This is a genomic window from Pseudomonas citri, assembly GCF_025336485.1.
GTDB classification, from domain to species: domain Bacteria; phylum Pseudomonadota; class Gammaproteobacteria; order Pseudomonadales; family Pseudomonadaceae; genus Aquipseudomonas; species Aquipseudomonas citri.
The window spans coordinates 256,053-272,561 of the sequence record NZ_JAODAB010000001.1 but is presented as its reverse complement, the minus strand read 5'-3'; the positions used below and the strand labels follow the sequence as shown (position 1 = coordinate 272,561).

The window sequence follows — 16,509 nt, the reverse complement described above, 5'->3', positions numbered from 1 at the left end:
CGAACAGGCAAGCGATAAGGCTGCCTCGGATCTCTGCGGGCGAAATTCGCAATTGTAGTCATTTGCCCGGGTGGGAAGGGGAAGTACGCTTGAGTCAGGTCACCTTGGCCATCCCGTCTCTTCGGGATGAGCAAATACAGTTGCGTCAAGGTGGTTTGTATTGGGTAGCCCTTGACCAGCCGAGCGATGCGCAGGTGCTGGCACTGCAATTCCTGGTGGCGTTGTCCGCCCAGCACCGGGCCACGCTGGTGTGGTGCGGCTCAAATCCCGAGGACCGGATCGGCGCCCTGGACGATCAGCAGGGCCCCGGGCAATTGAGGGTGTTCGAAGTCCCCGTGCCCGCCATGCGTTCGGCACTCGAATCGCTGCCTTCGGAGTTGAGGCGCGCGGCGGTGGCGCCTGGCAGTCAGGTGCTGTTGATGCTGCCCGCCACCAGTTGGCAATCTTTCGATACCCTCCAGTTGCAGCAATGGTGTGAGCGCATGAGGCACTGGTTGCGCGAGCGCGGTTGCACCCTGCTGGTGCTGTGCCATGGGCAGGCGTCGTCGTTGCATGCAGAGCTGGTCCGGCTCAATGAATGCCTGTCCGGGTTGGCGCAGTTGTACCGTCATGACGGCGGGATTCGCTATCAATTGCATTTCTGGCACAGCGAACAGGGCGTTTGCGGCGCCCAGGCATTCGAACTCCAGTCGCTGGCCTCGGGCTTTGGCGTGGTCCGTGACGAACAGGCCCGGCCAGTGCCGACACGCACCGATGATCAGCGCCTCTATCTTGCCCAGCGTTCCGTGCTGGAAAGCACCTCGACGCTCTCCCGGCAATGGAAGGTTTTCGAGCGGCGTATCGACCTGCTGCAACAGGCTTCGCTGGCCCGCGCCGCAAGCGTGCTGATCGCGATCGAAAGCGACCAGCAAGTGGAAGTGTTGTCACGGGATCTGTATGCCTTGCGCGAGCGCTGCGGGATGGCGCTGAAAGTCGTCGTGCGGGAAATGGAACCTTGCCTGCGCTATCGCGACGAGCGTCTGTTGATGTCCTGCGGGGCGAATATCATTGTGCCTTTTGGCGTCTCGTTGTCCCGTTTCTTCAGTCTGGTCGACAGCGTGCAGGGGCAGCTCTGGAACCGCGGGCGTTCGGGCAACGACCTGGAATCGCTGCTCAAGCGCCTGCGCGCCCCGACGATGCGCGGTCTGTTGCCCCCGCGGGAGTTCCTGTCGACGCTGGATCAGATTTACGCGGACGCTTGCGGCGAAATCGAGCACCAGTTGCTGCGGTTGCAACCGCCACCCTCGCTGACGATCGAACAGTGCCTGTACCAGGTCACCCTGCGCCGCTTCGGCGATATCGCCACGGTGGTGGAGGGCGTGTGCTACGTCTTTCTTTTCGCCTGCCGCAGCGATGGCCTGGAGTCGGCGTTGGGCAATATCTGTCGCTTGCCATGGCGCAGTCTGTTCAGTGATTGCCAACCCCTTGCCGATCTGGGCGAGTTGCCGCGTGTCGCGTTCCTCCATGCACTCGCGCTGCCGCACGAGTTTCGCCTGGCTCCGGATCGGACCGAGGCCACGCCTCGGGCACGCTCCGACCTGAATGCCTATACGCCACGGCAAACCAGCCCGGCGATCACGGACTATTGCGAATGAGTTATTACGAGTTACTCCAGGTCATTGCCGCGAGCAGTTCGCTGACGCTGGCGCTCGCCTGGCTGCTGCGTACTTTCTGGCGTCGGGCAATGGACGGATTGCAAAGGCTTTTGCCGCCTCGCTACTTGAAGTCACGCTCTGTGCATCGGCGTACTTCCAGGCGCTTACCCGCGAGTACGCCCCATGAGTAGGTTCGAGTCCGAAATCCCCGTGAAAGTCGCGCGGGCCTGGCCGGGCCTGGGCCACTGGAACCTGTACTTCATACTCAAGCTGGCCTTGCACTGGGGCGGCTATCTGAGCATCCAGGTGCTGCCCAATCTGTTGTTCGCGGCCTTTTTGCTGATGCCACTGGGCAGCCGCTTTACGCTCATTGCCCGTCGGTCGATTGCCGTGCCAATGGCTATGGCACTGTTCTATCGAGACACCTGGCTACCTGCGTTGAGTTTCCGGGCGCAATGGCCGTCGGTGACGGAACTTTCCTCCGGCCATCTCTTGGCGCTGGCCGAGCGGCTGATCGATTGGAATTTCTGTGGCTGGCTGCTGGTATTGGTGCTGGCATATGCCTATATCCATCCCTGGTTGCGAATGACCACCTTGAGCCTGGCCGGGCTGCTCTGGTTGGGCTGTACCAATCTGTTGGCACCCCAGCCGGACGATGTATCGGATGCAGCCCGAATCACTGCGCCGGGGCACAGGGGTAGCCAGTCCGGGGTGGCTCTCGACAGTTATCTCCAGCAGTTCTACGCCGTGCAGGCTGAGCGACGAATCGCGTTCGAGCCGTCGACGGCTGCCGCCCAGCCCTTCGATCTGTTGCTGATCAATATCGACTCCATGGCCTGGGACGATCTCGAGCTCAGCGATCTGCGCGAGCATCCGCTGCTGCGGCAGATGGATGTGCTGTTCGACCGCTTCAATTCTGCCGCCTCCGAGCGAGTGCCGGCCACGCTTCGACTGCTACGTGCCGGCTGCGGCCAGACACCTTTGCAGCAGCTCTATGCCCCTGCGAGCGAATCCTGCCTGCTGTTCGATGAGCTGGGTGAACGGGGATTCGTCAGCGCAACCTTGCTCAACCATACGGGCCAGCAAGAGGGCTTTCTCAATGCGGTGCAGAGCCTGGGTTCGGTGCCCGGTCCGCAGACCGATCTCAGCCATTTGCGGCCCGCGCTGTCGGGGCCGGACGGCTCGCCGATATGGCGTGATGGCGAGGTCTTGGACCTGTGGTGGAAGCGACGTCAAGAGCAGCCCGGGTCGCGCGTAGCGCTGTTCTACAACTCGCTGACGTTGCATGAGGGTAACCGGATCGTGACGGCTGATGGCGCTAGCCGTCGCGCCGATTACAAGGCGCGGGCCAAGACGCTGCTGGACGACTTGAGCGGTTTCATCGCGCAACTGGAGTCCAGTGCTCGCCCCGTGGTCGTGGTGATGATTCCGGATCACGGCGCGGCCCTGCGCGGCGACCGCATGCAGTTCCCCGGCATGCATGAGATACCCAGTCCGTCGATTACCCAGGTGCCGGTCGGTATCAAATTGATCGGCATGGGGCGTAATCCTCGTTCCACGCCTTTGCATGTCACCGAACCCAGCAGCTACCTGGCTCTGGCGCAGATCATCGAGCGCCTGTATGCCGCGCCATCCCGGGCCGAAGGCCTGCAACCGGACTGGCAGCCGTTGCTGGCGGACTTGATGCAAACCCCTTTGGTGTCCGAGAGCGAAGGCAGCGTCGTGCTGGACTACGCCGCCACGCCTTATGTACGGATCAAGGAGAAAGACGCATGGCAACCTTACCGGCCGGTGACTCCATGAGCACCCGGTATTCGATGCGCTCGGAACGGGCCGATGACATCGCCCGATTGAAGGCTGAGTTGCAGTTGCCGGCCCTGAAGTACATCGACGTGTCAGTCCAGAGGGCGTTGCGACGAGCCTTGCAGCGCTGGCCCCTGCTGGCCGAGTTCGAGCAGACGCAACAGCCGATCGGTGTGCGGGACTCACAGGTACACCCCGAAGAAACGCAGGTGAGCGCGTGACTACGCTGGGTTTGCACGGCTTGCGTGGCGGCACTGGCAGCAGTTCATTGCTGGCGGCGCTCGGATACGCTCTGCATTCCCTGGAACAGCGCGTGCTGCTGGTGGATATGTGCCCGGACAACTTGCTGCGCCTGCACTTCAATCTGGCGGTCGCGCAGACCGGCGGCTGGGCGCGGGCCTGGCTCGATGGGCAGGACTGGAAAAACGAGTTCTGGGAAGTTGCGCCGAACTTGAGTCTGCTGCCCTACGGTCGCCTCGCCGGCACCGAGCAGGTGCATGTGACGCGAGAGCTTAGCCTCCAGCCTGAGCTCTGGGCCCGCCGTATCGATGCCCTGGCGATGGGTTTTGACTGGATTCTGTTTGATTTGCCCCAGCGCTCGCCCTGGCATGACAGGGCGGTGTCCTGCCAATTGCAGATTCAGGTGATCGAAGCCGATGCGGCCTGCCATGTCCTGTTGCAACAGCAGCAAGCGCGTACGGATTACCTGTTGCTCAATCGTTTTGATCCGGCCAGCCAGATCCAGCGCGATCTGATGCTGGTCTGGCGTCAGCACTATGATGAGCGGCTGTTGCCGGTGATCGTGCACAGTGATGAAGCGATGCGCGAAGCGTTGGCCTGCAAGCAGCCGGTGGGCCGTTATGCACCGCGCAGCCTGGTGGCCCAGGACGTGCTCAGCCTGGCAATCTGGTGCCAGAGCCGGCAAGGGGCGCCGGCATGATCGCGCGCTGGTTCCCCTACCGGTCGTTGCGCGACGATTACGATTGCACGCCTTTGGTCGCGTTTTTCCTGGCCTTGTCGAGTGGCTTGGCCTGGTCGGTGTTGCGCCTGGAGTCGACGACCTGGCGACGGCTGCTGGAGCAGCGACAACGCTGGTATCCGCAGTTGGCCGACAAGAAGCCGAGCCTCGGCGATCCGTTGCGTTATGTCCTGCAAACCGCCTGGTTGCTGCTGATACGCCCCGTCGCGCCAGCACAACGCTCCGGCACCTGGGCGTGGTGGTCGCGCACCGCGACCTCGTATCGAATGTTGCGTAGCCGCCTGAACAAGGTGCTCAGGCAACAGGCCCGACGTATCCGTGATCACTCACGCGTGGATCAGGGGGTCCACTGGTGGAAAGGCCTGGAGCGGCACCGTCAATGGTGGCTCGGCGGCTTTCTGATCGCGCAATTGGTTCTGTTGACAGTGTTGTGCATCACCGAACCGTTCGGCTATCTGGAGCAACTGGTATTCGGGCTCTTGCTCTGGGGACTGGCCATGCTGGTGCGGGGGATCCCCGGTCGTTTCGCGACCCTGTTGATGGTGGTGTTATCCAGCATCGTGTCTTCGCGTTACCTGTGGTGGCGCTACACCTCGACACTGAATTGGGACCAACCCCTGGACCTGCTGTGTGGCCTGGCGCTGCTGGCGGCGGAAACCTATTCCTGGGTCGTGCTGATCTTCGGTTACATCCAGACCTGTTGGCCCCTGAACCGCGAGCCGGCGCAACTGCCGGAGGACAGCCGACACTGGCCCACGGTCGATCTGTTGATCCCCACCTACAACGAGGATCTCTCGGTGGTGCGAGGTACGGTCTATGCCGCCATGGGCATTGACTGGCCGGAGGACAAGCTGCGCATCCATGTTCTCGATGACGGCAAGCGCGAGGCGTTCCGCCAGTTCGCTGCCGAAGTCGGGGTTGGCTACATCATTCGTCCAGACAACCGTCACGCCAAGGCCGGCAACCTGAACCACGCGCTGGGCCAGATAGACGGCGAACTGGTCGCGCTGTTCGATTGCGACCATATGCCGGTTCGCTCGTTCCTGCAGTTGACGGTGGGCTGGTTCCTGCGCGATCCGAAGCTGGCGCTGGTGCAGACGCCCCATCACTTCCTGTCCGCCGATCCGTTCGAGCGTAATCTGGCGGTGTTTCGCAACAGGCCGAACGAGGGTGAGCTGTTCTATGGCCTGATCCAGGACGGCAACGACATGTGGAACGCCGCATTCTTCTGCGGCTCGTGTGCGGTGCTGCGGCGTTCGGCGCTGGATGAAATCGGTGGCTTCGCGGTGCAGACCGTGACCGAGGATGCGCATACCGCGTTGCGCCTGCATCGTGCGGGATGGAATTCGGCCTACATCCGCATTCCCCAGGCGGCCGGCCTGGCCACGGAAAGCCTGTCCGCCCATATCGGCCAGCGCATCCGCTGGGCCAGGGGGATGGCGCAGATTTTTCGTACCGACAATCCGCTGTTGGGCAAGGGCCTGACGGTGTTCCAGCGGATCTGCTACGCGAACGCGATGATGCACTTTCTCGCCGGTTTGCCGCGGCTGATCTTCCTGGTCGCGCCCCTGGCATTCCTCCTGCTGCATGCCTACATCATTTATGCCCCGGCGTTGATGATCCTGTTGTACGTGTTGCCACCGATGCTTCATGCCAGCCTCACCAACTCGCGCATGCAGGGGCGCTTCAGGCAGACGTTCTGGGGCGAGGTCTACGAGACCGTCCTGGCCTGGTACATCGCGCGCCCGACCACGGTGGCGCTTTTCAGCCCGAACAAAGGCACCTTCAATGTCACCTCCAAGGGGGGGCTGATGGAGTACGACCGGTTCGACTGGAAGATCGCCCGCCCGTACCTGATCCTGGCGGGCCTGAACATCCTGGGGCTGGGTTTTGCCTGCTGGCGTTTCTCCACGGGGCCGGCCAATGAAGTCGGCACGGTGCTGGTGAGTTCCCTGTGGGTGATCTACAACCTGTTGATCCTGGGTGCGGCGGTGGCGGTGGCGGCCGAAGTGCGCCAGGTGCGCCAGACGCATCGCGTACAGACCCGGTTGCCGGTGTCGGTGCGCCTGGAGAGTGGGCATTGCTATCCGGGCACGCTGCTCGATTATTCCGATGGCGGCGTTGGCGTCCAGGTCGATGTGCCGTTGTCGTTGCCGGTCGGTGGACGTATTTCGTTGTTGATGCAGCGTGATTCCCGCGAGTTCCTGTTTCCCGGTCTGGTCAGCCGCAGCCACAAGCAATTCGTCGGTATCAACTTCGCCGAGTTGTCCACCCGGCAAAAAATCGATTTCGTGCAGTGCACCTTCGCCCGCGCCGATGCCTGGCTGAACTGGGGCGAGAACTATGTCCCGGACAGGCCCCTGTACAGCCTGATCGATATTTTCAAACTGGGTGCCAAAGGCTACTTCCAGCTCTACGAATACCTGCCGTCGTGGGTCCGGCGTCTGGCCGGACCGCCCCTGCGACTGGTGGGGTGGTTGCTGAGTTACCTGCCACGGATGCCGGCCTCGTTTTTTCCTCTTCCTCTTGGTCATTGAGTGCTCTATGAGTCGCTATTTCAGTAGATCCCTGGTTGCCGGTGTAGCGCTCCTGGTCGTCGGCAGCGCACAGGCACAAGGCCTTGCTACGCCAACCGCGGGCAGCACGCCGCCGCCCGAGGCCATCCCCAGCTGGAGCAATACCTATAACTTCGGGCAGTTGGGGCATGCCAGCGACAGGCTGCTGCTGGGGATTCACGACAGTGAGCAGATCGAGTTTTCATTGCGCCGTGACCGGATCGCCAGCGATGCCAGGTTGCGGTTGGAGTACACCCCGTCTCCGGCGTTGCTGCCCGTGCTGTCACATCTGCGGGTGTATCTCAATGACGTACTCGTCAGCGTGTTACCCATCGAAAAGGAGCAGCTCGGGCACAAGACATTGCGCCAGGTGGCGCTCGATCCTCGCCTGATCACGGACTTCAACCGGGTACGCCTGGAGTTTGTCGGTCACTACACTGACGTTTGCGAAGATCCGGCCAACAATGCGCTGTGGGTCAACGTCGGCGAGCGCAGTGAGATCGAACTGCAGGAGCAGGCGCTGTCGCTGCAGAACGACCTGGCTTATTTTCCCCTGCCATTCTTCGACACACGGGGGCAGGACAAACCAAAAGTGAGCATGGTTTTCGCCGCGTCGCCAACACCGGGCGAACAGCGTGCGGCGGCCGTCCTGGCGTCTTATTTCGGCAGCCAGGCCAATTGGCGCGCAATGCACTTCCCGGTGCTGTTCGATCGTCTGCCAGGCAGTGAAGGCGCGGAGCCGGCCGCGCCTGCCATTGTGTTTGCCACCAACGACCGTCGCCCACCGTTCCTGGCCGACGTGGAGCGGTTTCCAAAGGTCCAGGCACCGGTACTGCAGATCATCGACAACCCGCAGGCGCCTTACAGCAAGGTGTTGCTGGTCCTCGGGCGCGACGAGGAGGATCTGCTCGTCGCGGCGCGTGCGCTGGCGTTGGGTGGGGACCTGTTGCGTGGTCCGCGGGTCACGGTGGACAAGGTCCAGCAACTCAGGCCGCGGCAACCCTACGATGCGCCCAACTGGATTCGCACCGATCGTGCGGTTCGCTTCGCCGAACTGATCGGCTACCCCGAGCAGTTGCAGACGGGTGGGTTACGGCCGGCACCGATCGGTCTCGACCTGAACCTGCCGCCGGACCTGTTCGTCTGGCGCAGCCAGGGCATTCCAGTGCAGCTCAACTATCGCTACACCCCCAGTCTGGTCACCGACGAGTCGCGGCTGAACATCAATCTCAACAATCAATTCATCAGCAGCTTACCGCTGCCCGGCAGCGATGGTTCGAAGCTGCAAAAGCTCAGGCTGGCGGTGTTGTCCACCGACCCGGCCAATCCAGAGGAAAAGGTGTGGGTGCCTGCGCTGAAAGTCGGCGAGCGCAACAACCTGCGCTTTGACTTCAACTTCGCCAGCACCCTGGGCAGCGCTCAACGCGACCATTGCCAGACGACGCTGCCGGCCAGCAACCGGGCGGCCATCGACGAGTCCTCGACCATCGACTTGTCCGGCTTCCATCATTTCATTGCCATGCCGGACCTGAAGGCCTTTGCCCGTAGCGGCTTCCCGTTCAACCGCATGGCCGATCTGTCGGAAACCCTGGTCATGGTGCCGGCCCAGGCCAGCGCTACGCAGATCAGCACATTGCTCGAAACCCTGGCGGCGATCAGCGCACGTTCGGGGGCGCCGGCGCTGAATCTGCAATTGTCCTCCGATTGGAGCGTGGCAGCCCGCGCGGACGCCGACCTGCTGGTGTTGGGTGGAATGGGCGCGGGTGTCGGCGACAGTCCGGACGTGAACCTGATGCTCGATCACCTCCAGGATTGGTTGCTGGAGCCGTCCAGCCAGACGCTCAACGGCTCTGCGGCGCAGGCTGGGCAGCTCGACGATGTCCGCAACCAGCCGGCCCATCGGGTCGAGGTCTCGGCCCAGGCACCGATTGCCGCTTTCGTTGGCCTCAAGTCTCCCTTCCATGAGCAGCGCAGTGTCGTCGCGCTGCTGGCCAACAATGACGGCGCTTATCAACTGCTGCGCGATACGCTCGGCGACAGCCGGAAAATGGAGGCCGTAGCGGGATCCGTGGCCTTGGTACGCAGCAGCGGCGTGGAAAGCAGCCAGGTCGGGGAACAGTACTTCGTGGGGCATCTGCCCTGGTGGCTGTTGCTCTGGTTCCACCTTTCCGAGCATCCGGTGTTGCTGGCGGCCACGGTGGTGTTGATCGTGTTGCTGATCGCCTTCATGTTGTGGCGCTCGCTCAGTTGGATCGCCCAGCGGCGATTGAAGGGCCAGGCATGATTCGGCTGAAAGGTTTCGTTGCGCTGCTGTTGACGCTGACTATCGCGGGCCCGGCCAGTGCGGCGCAGTGCGGCTGGCCGGCGTGGGACAGCTACAGGCAGGCGTTGGTGAGCCCTGACGGCCGCGTGATCGATCCGTCCACCGAGCAGCAGGTCACGACATCGGAAGGGCAGGGCTATGGCCTGTTCTTCGCGCTGCTGGCCAATGATCGGACGACCTTCGCCCGGTTATTGCGCTGGACCCAGGACAACCTGGCCGGCGGCGACCTGTCCCGCCGGCTGCCAGCCTGGCAGTGGGGGCGTGACAAGGACGGGCACTGGCAAGTGCTCGACCCCAACAATGCCAGCGATGCCGACCTGTGGATCGCCTACAGCCTGCTGGAAGCAGGAAGGCTATGGCGCCAACCGGGCTATGAAAAGCTGGGACTGGATCTCCTCTGGCTCAGCGCGGCACACAGCGTGCGCCCGCTGCCAGGCCTGGGCCTGATGCTGCTGCCGGGAGGGCAGGGGTTCGACAACGCCAACGGTTGGCGCCTGAACCCCAGCTACCTGCCGCCGCAGCTGCTGGCACGTTTTGCCTTGGTGGCACCGATCTGGGGTGAACTGGCGAGCAACACTCAACGGTTGTTGATGGAGGGCGCTCCACAAGGGTTCGCGCCTGACTGGTTGCTGTGGCAACGCGGGCAGGGCTGGGCCGTCGATAACGTGACCGGTGCCAAGGGCAGCTACGACGCGATCCGGGTCTACCTATGGCTCGGCATGCTGGCCGAGGACGCGCCGGGCAGGTCTGAATTACTCAAGCATTTCCAGCCTATGGCACAGATGACCGCTCGCCTGGGGGCCGTGCCGGAACGGCTCGACACCCATAGCGGCGCCGATAGCGGAAAAGGCCCCGTGGGCTTCTCGGCGGCGTTGCTCCCCATGCTTGCCAGTGTGTCCGATGGGGCGGACATCTTGAACGCGCAACGTGAACGGTTGCACCGGGAACCGCCCGCGCCCGACGCCTATTACAACCGTTCGCTGCTGTTGTTCGGCCAAGGTTGGGATGAGCGCCGGTATCGCTTCGACAGAAACGGACGGTTGCTACCGGTTTGGGCACCTGCATGCAAAAAATAACCGGATGGACGCTGTTGTTGGGATGCCTGTGTGGGCCCGCCCTGGGCCAGTCGGCGAGCCAGGTCGACCAGCAACAGCGGTTCCTGGAGCAGATGCGTGTCGGCGAAGCACTTTACCGCGAGGACCTGGTCCGTGGTGCGTTGGCACGGCTGAACCTGATCGCCCCGGATCTGCCGCAAGTGTTGGTCGCGGGGATCCGTCAGGCCCTGCTGCAGCAGGATCGGGTGCAGGCCGAGCGGCTATTGGAAAAACTGCAAAACCAGGCGCCGGATTCCCCGCAGTTATTCCAGGCACGAAGCCTGATGAAGCTGCAAAGCGCGCAGGGGCAGAAAGATTTGCAGCAGGCGCGGGTACTGGCGCAAGCGGGAAAAGCCCAGGACGCCGTCGGGGTGTATCGGCAACTCTTCGGCGATGCGCCGCCGGATCTTGCCAGCGCCCTGGAGTATTGGCAGGCTCGCGGTGCCCTGGCCGGGCAGCAGGCAACGGCCATCGAACAGTTGCGGCTATTGGATCGTCAGTATCCGGGAAATGTGGGGCTGCAAGTGGTGCTTGCCAACCTGCTGTTCAGCGAGAAAAAAGACACCGAAGGCCTGGCGATCCTGCATCGCCTGGCCAGCGATCCACTGGCGCGCGATGCCGCCGTCGAGCAGGAATACCACTACCTGAGTCGCCAGCCGGTTGGCCCGGCTGGCGTGAAGGGTTGGCAGGATTTTCTCGCTCGATACCCCGATTCGTCCCTCAGGGACAAAGCCGCCGGGCAGCTACAGCTTCAGCAACAGCGATTGGCCGACCCGACGTTGCGGGCCACGGTCAAGCCCCGGCCATACGTCGACCCTTACTGGCATCTGTTGCGCCAGGGCGATCAGGCCATGCACCGCAAAGACTGGGTCAGTGCAGAGAAGGCGTACAGGCAAGCCGGCAAGCTGAAACCCAAGGAGGTCTGGGCGTGGGTCCGGCTGTCTACCGTTGCCCAGGCCAAGACGGATGACCTTGCTGCCGAGGCCCTGCTGTTGCAGGCGCACCGATTGCAACCGGCGAACGCGCCGGTGTCCCAGGCGCTGGTGGGGTTCTACCAGGCACGTGCGCCGCAAAAGCTTGAAGCCTTCCTGGATACGCTGCCGCCTGCCCGACAGAGTGAGTTCGGCGCGTTGCGCCAACGCCTGGTCCTTGCGCGCTTGAGCGATCAGGCCGATGTGGCTGCGCAGCGCGGCGATTGGATGCAGGTCAGCGATCTATTGCTCAAGGCCCGGACGCTCGACCCCAACGATCCCTGGCTGGCCTTCCGGTTGGCCAAGGCTCAGCAAGCACTGGGTCAGGCTGGTGCGGCAGACGCCACCATGAGCGACCTCATGCAGCGCCAGGCGCATAATCCCGAGGCGCTTTATGCCCATGCGCTGTACCTGTCTGTCACGGACCGCGACGGGGCGGCGCTGGACACGCTGAAGCGCATTGCGAAATCGGCCTGGAATCAGTCCATGGGCGATCTGGACGGCCAGATACGACACCGCCAGGCACTGCAACAGGCCGAAGCGCAATTGGGCGCGATTGAAATGTTGATCGTCAACGGCCAGACGCGCTCGGCCCAGCAGAAGCTGGAGCGACTGGCAGAGCCACCCGCAGAGCCCGACTACCGGCGGCGACTCGCCAACGCCTGGGCCGCCGTCGGCCAATCGGAAAAAGCCAAGGCGTTGTTCGATCAGCTGTTGAGTTCTCCCCAGACCGATCCGCTGGTGTACCGCGACGGCGCCCGGCTGCTGGCCGAAGAACAACCGCAACGGGCGTTGGATCATTACGCCCATGCGATGGCGGCGGCCGGGTTGCTTTCACCCGCTCAGGCCGAGCCGCGGGACGACCGCGCGCTGACCCGCGCCAGTCGCAAGAACGACGCCGACGATGGGGTGTCGGGCAGCCTGCGCAGTGAGGTCGACACGCTGTACCAGCAGCAGAATCCGACCGTGAATCTCTACCATGACTTTACCTGGCGCACCGACGACAACACACCGGGGCTCTCCGACCTGACGACCCAAACCACCTTCCTGCGCATCGATGCCCCCATCGGCGCGGGCCAGGGCTTTGTCCAGGCGGAAACTGTCGCGCTCGAGGCCGGTGCTTTCGACACCGATGCCGACGGCTTGCACCGTCAGCCCTTCGGCACCTGTGCGATCCGCTTGCGCAACCGCACCACGGGCGCGGTGCAGCCCAACGGTTGTCCGGGTGATACGCAAAGCGCACAGGGCAACGGCTTGGCGCTTGGCTGGCACGACGATCATTGGACGCTGGACGTCGGTCATTCTCCCGAGGGCTTCGAGGTTTCCAATTGGCTGGGCGGCGTCAGTTTCGCCAACACCTGGAATACCCTGGGCTGGAAGCTGACGGCGTCCCGTCGACCACTGGGCAATTCGTTGTTGTCCTATGCCGGGGCGGTCGATCCGGTCACCGGCATTCGCTGGGGCGGCGTCACCGCCAATGGCCTGACCCTCGATCTGAGTCATGACACCGGTGAGGTGGACGGTGTCTGGGCCAGCCTCGGTGCCCATTGGCTGCGAGGCGAAAACGTCGCCGACAACCAGCGGCGTTCGGCGCTGGCCGGTTATTACTACAAGCTGATCGAGCGCGCCGACGAACAACTGCGCACCGGCCTGACCGTCATGTACTGGGGCTATGACAAGGACCTCGGTGGCTACACCTTGGGACAAGGCGGCTACTACAGTCCGCAGCACTATTATTCGATAGGCGTTCCGCTCAATTACGCCTGGCGCAATGCCCAGTGGTCGGTGCGGCTGGAAAGCTCGCTTGGCTGGTCCTACGCGAAGACCAGCGCCAGCGAACGCTACCCGCTGGAGGGCGAGGCAATGCAATGGTTGAACCGTGTCGAACAGGCCGGTTTCGAGATCGCCGATGACCGTACCCAGGGTGCCACCGTCACCAGTGGCGCCAACGTGCGCTTGAAAGGTTTCGTCGAGCGGCGGCTCTCGGATCATCTGGTACTGGGCGGCGGCTTGACCTGGCAGCACAGCGAAGACTACGCGCCGAGCCGCGCCCTGTTGTATCTGCGCTATGCCTTCGACCCATGGCAGGGCAACCTGCCGTTACCGGTCGAACCGCCATCGCCCTATGCGGATTGGCGTTGAACGCAGGGCCGTCAAGAACGTTGAAAGATGAGGATGTGGGTAGTCATTTGCCTACCCGTCATGGCGCTTGCCTACCTAAAAACCAGCAGGCCCTGATAGCTGGGCTCAGTAGCGACATGCCAACCTGAAACCCGTTTGTCTCTGTCGCCACCCGGTTCGTCCAGTCAACGCGTGCATCATCCATGACCAAGAAAATCCGTCTGCTGATTGCCGATGACCACGCCATCATGCGCGAAGGGCTGAAGCAACTTTTTGCCCTGGCGGACGACCTGCAGGTCGTGGCCGAAGCCGAAAACGGTGTCATGGTGCTGGAGCGGTTGCAGCGCGGTGGCGTCGACCTGTTGCTGCTCGATATGAACATGCCCGGCGTCAGCGGCGCCGATCTGGTAGCGCTGATCCATGCGCAATACCCTCATCAGAAGATGCTGGTGCTGAGCGTGCACAACGAACCGCAGATCGCCCAGCACACCCTAAGGGCCGGGGCGACCGGGTATTTGTGCAAGATGTGCTCGTTGCCGACCCTGCTGGATGCGATCCGCCGTGTGGCCGGCGGCTTGCGCTTCATCGATCCGCAGATCGCCGAACGCATCGCCCTTGAAGTCAGCGGGCTGAAACAGCAGCCCCATCAGAACACCCTTACCGAGCGCGAATTCCAGATCCTGCTCCTGTTCGCCCGTGGCGCCAGTGTGACCCGCATCGCCGAAACGCTGAGCATCAGCCACAAGACCGTCAGTACCCATAAATCGCGGCTGATGGAAAAAATGGGGTTTTCCAGCAATGCCGAGATCGTGCGGTTCGCGGTGAGCCAACGCCTGATCGAGTAAGGACGCTTGCAAACCCTTGTGGCGAGCGTCCTTGGACGGCCCGTTCTGTCGCGGTCACTTCAATACGCGCTACTTCATCAAGTAGGGCGAAGCCTACACAGGACACCGGAGTGCCTACCAGAAAACCAGCAATGCCCGATGGTTGCTGTCGCACCTGCCCGGCATCATCGGCGAATGGCATTTTGATGCCGGTTTCTTTGACGCAAGACTTTTGACGCAAGACTGCTGGCGTCCGCCTCTGCCAGCAGGGCCGGTCACGGACGGAGACTTTACCTTGAGCGCAACAATCGAAACCCCCAATCCTGGCCTGCCCGTTGCTTTCCTGGCCTTGTCGATCCTGGGGGCCACCAGCGTACTGATGGTCGGCGCAACGGATGCCGTGTCCATAGGGCTTGTCGTTCTGCTTCTGGCAACGGGCGCGGCTGCCGCCTTCTATTGTCGTTCGCATCATCGAGTTCTGCGCCGGGCTCTGGAACTGGCCGGCAAGCAACCACAGGCATCGGCTGCCCACGGTGAAGCATCCGCCAGCGGCGGCCTGGAATCGGTATGCCGGGGGGGTGTTGCCGGTCTGGTCGGGGCAGATCGAAGTTGCCCGCAGCCTGACCGAAGACTCCATCACCTCGCTGGCCGCGCGTTTTGCCGACATTTCCCAGCGGGTCGAACGCGCAGTGTCGAGCACCCGTAACGATGCCGACGAGGAGGGCGGGCTGGTCGAGCTGTTCGGTGCCAGTCAGCGCGAACTGGATGCCATCGTCGCTTCGCTGCGTGCCGCCCTGACGACCAAGGAAACGCTGCTGCACGAGGTCATGGTGCTTGCCGGTCTCACCGAGCAATTGCAATCGATGGCCCAGGATGTCGGCAATATTGCCAAGCAAACCAACCTGGTGGCCCTCAATGCCGCCATCGAGGCCGCCCGTGCCGGTGAGATCGGTCGCGGCTTCGCCGTGGTAGCCGATGAGATTCGCAAGCTGTCCAGCCTCTCCGGTGACACCGGCAAACGCATCGCGGAAACCGTGGACACGGTGAGTGCGGCCATTACCAGCACCCTGGCGATTTCCCGTCAGTATGCCGAGCAGGACGAGGCCACCGTGAGCCATTCCAGCCAGGTCATCGAGCAGGTGATCCAGCGCTTTCGCAGCGCCACCACCGAACTCTTCGATTCCTCCCATGAGCTGCGCCAGGAAAGCCAGTCCGTTGGCCGGGAAATCGCCCAGGTACTGGTCGACCTGCAATTCCAGGATCGCGTCAGCCAGGTGTTGAGCCTGGTGCGCAACGATCTGGAAAAACTGCACGACAGCCTTGCCCAAGGGCAGCGCGACCGCGAGGCCGGGCGCCCGTCGAGTGCGCTCGACGCCGACGCCTGGCTGGAGCAACTGGCCCGCACTTACACCATGCCCGAACTGCATGACGTGCACCGTGGCAACGCCCAGAACACCGCCAGCCAAGAATCCGAAATCACCTTTTTCTAGGAGCCCCCATGGCCAAGACCATCATGATCGTCGATAACTCCGCCTCCCTGCGCCAGGTTGTCAGCATCGCCCTCAAAGGCGCCGGCTACGACACTGTCGAAGCCTGCGACGGCAAAGACGCCCTGAACAAACTCGACGGTCGCAAGCTGCACCTGATCATCAGCGACGTGAACATGCCGAACATGGATGGCCTGTCCTTCGTTCGCGCCGCCAAGCAATTGCCGGCCTACAAGTTCACCCCGGTGATCATGCTCACCACCGAAGTCAGCGACGCCAAGAAACAGGAAGGCCAGGCGGCAGGCGCCAAGGCCTGGGTGGTCAAGCCTTTCCAGCCGGCACAGATGCTGACGGCGGTTTCCAAACTCGTGCTGCCATAAGCCGATCCGGGGTCCGAAGCCAATGAACACCGCCGTTCATCAGCGTATCGCCATCGAGGGCGAGCTGAGCATCTACACCGCAGTCCAATGGAAGAAACGCCTGGACGAGCTGATCAGCGAGGGCGCCAGCCTGGAACTGGACCTCAGTGCCGTGCAGGAGCTGGATACCGCCGGCTTGCAGCTGTTGATCATGGCCAAGAAAACCGTCGCCGCCCGCAGCGGCCAGTTGCGCCTGAGCAATCACAGCCATGCGGTGCTGGAAGTGTTCGAGCTGTGCGGCATGGCCGCGTTCTTCGGCGACGCGATTGCGCCGCAACCGAATCGCTTGTGAGTAGGCC

At 62.9% G+C, this 16,509-nt stretch carries 13 protein-coding genes; all 13 read left to right on the top strand.

Annotated elements, in window-relative coordinates:
• Positions 1 to 89: 89 nt before the first annotated feature.
• The 13 genes from bcsE to N4Q37_RS01145 all read left to right on the top strand — a co-directional run bounded on the left by bcsE (position 90) and on the right by N4Q37_RS01145 (position 16,502).
• Positions 90 to 1,634 carry a cellulose biosynthesis protein BcsE gene (gene bcsE / locus N4Q37_RS01205; protein ID WP_260954622.1) on the top strand — a complete coding sequence of 515 codons (1,545 nt, stop codon included), beginning with the start codon at positions 90 to 92 and terminating at the stop codon, positions 1,632 to 1,634.
• Positions 1,631 to 1,825, top strand: coding sequence for a cellulose biosynthesis protein BcsF (bcsF, locus tag N4Q37_RS01200; RefSeq protein WP_260954621.1), 195 nt, complete (start codon positions 1,631 to 1,633; stop codon positions 1,823 to 1,825). The genes bcsE and bcsF overlap by 4 nt, the downstream gene beginning before the upstream one ends.
• Positions 1,818 to 3,437, top strand: a complete 1,620-nt coding sequence (gene bcsG / locus N4Q37_RS01195; protein ID WP_260954620.1) for a cellulose biosynthesis protein BcsG — start codon at positions 1,818 to 1,820, stop codon at positions 3,435 to 3,437. Before bcsF ends, bcsG begins: the two co-directional genes overlap by 8 nt.
• Complete coding sequence (gene bcsR, locus N4Q37_RS01190) at positions 3,407 to 3,658, top strand: cellulose biosynthesis protein BcsR (protein WP_260954619.1); 252 nt, start codon at positions 3,407 to 3,409, stop codon at positions 3,656 to 3,658. The genes bcsG and bcsR overlap by 31 nt, the downstream gene beginning before the upstream one ends.
• Positions 3,655 to 4,377 carry a cellulose biosynthesis protein BcsQ gene (gene bcsQ, locus N4Q37_RS01185; protein ID WP_260954617.1) on the top strand — a complete coding sequence of 241 codons (723 nt, stop codon included), beginning with the start codon at positions 3,655 to 3,657 and terminating at the stop codon, positions 4,375 to 4,377. The genes bcsR and bcsQ overlap by 4 nt, the downstream gene beginning before the upstream one ends.
• Positions 4,374 to 6,953: a UDP-forming cellulose synthase catalytic subunit gene (gene bcsA, locus N4Q37_RS01180; protein WP_260954616.1), complete on the top strand. Its 2,580-nt coding sequence runs from the start codon at positions 4,374 to 4,376 to the stop codon at positions 6,951 to 6,953. Before bcsQ ends, bcsA begins: the two co-directional genes overlap by 4 nt.
• Positions 6,954 to 6,960: 7 nt before the next feature.
• Positions 6,961 to 9,255 carry a cellulose biosynthesis cyclic di-GMP-binding regulatory protein BcsB gene (gene bcsB, locus N4Q37_RS01175; protein ID WP_260954614.1) on the top strand — a complete coding sequence of 765 codons (2,295 nt, stop codon included), beginning with the start codon at positions 6,961 to 6,963 and terminating at the stop codon, positions 9,253 to 9,255.
• 5 nt (positions 9,256 to 9,260) lie between these two features.
• A complete protein-coding gene (bcsZ, locus tag N4Q37_RS01170; protein WP_390897882.1) occupies positions 9,261 to 10,370 on the top strand; it encodes a cellulose synthase complex periplasmic endoglucanase BcsZ in 1,110 nt (369 codons plus the stop codon).
• A complete protein-coding gene (locus N4Q37_RS01165; RefSeq protein WP_260954611.1) occupies positions 10,358 to 13,501 on the top strand; it encodes a cellulose synthase subunit BcsC-related outer membrane protein in 3,144 nt (1,047 codons plus the stop codon). Before bcsZ ends, N4Q37_RS01165 begins: the two co-directional genes overlap by 13 nt.
• Before the next feature lie 182 nt (positions 13,502 to 13,683).
• Positions 13,684 to 14,325: a response regulator gene (locus N4Q37_RS01160; protein ID WP_260954610.1), complete on the top strand. Its 642-nt coding sequence runs from the start codon at positions 13,684 to 13,686 to the stop codon at positions 14,323 to 14,325.
• A 512-nt stretch (positions 14,326 to 14,837) separates the two neighbouring features.
• On the top strand, positions 14,838 to 15,794 hold the full coding sequence (locus N4Q37_RS01155) for a methyl-accepting chemotaxis protein (RefSeq protein WP_390897881.1): 957 nt from the start codon (positions 14,838 to 14,840) through the stop codon (positions 15,792 to 15,794).
• Positions 15,795 to 15,802: 8 nt separating this feature from the next.
• Positions 15,803 to 16,171 (top strand): response regulator, encoded by a 369-nt coding sequence (locus tag N4Q37_RS01150; protein WP_260954608.1) that lies wholly within the window; start codon positions 15,803 to 15,805, stop codon positions 16,169 to 16,171.
• A 22-nt stretch (positions 16,172 to 16,193) separates the two neighbouring features.
• Positions 16,194 to 16,502 carry an STAS domain-containing protein gene (locus tag N4Q37_RS01145; RefSeq protein ID WP_260954607.1) on the top strand — a complete coding sequence of 103 codons (309 nt, stop codon included), beginning with the start codon at positions 16,194 to 16,196 and terminating at the stop codon, positions 16,500 to 16,502.
• The last annotated feature ends 7 nt before the right edge of the window (positions 16,503 to 16,509 follow it).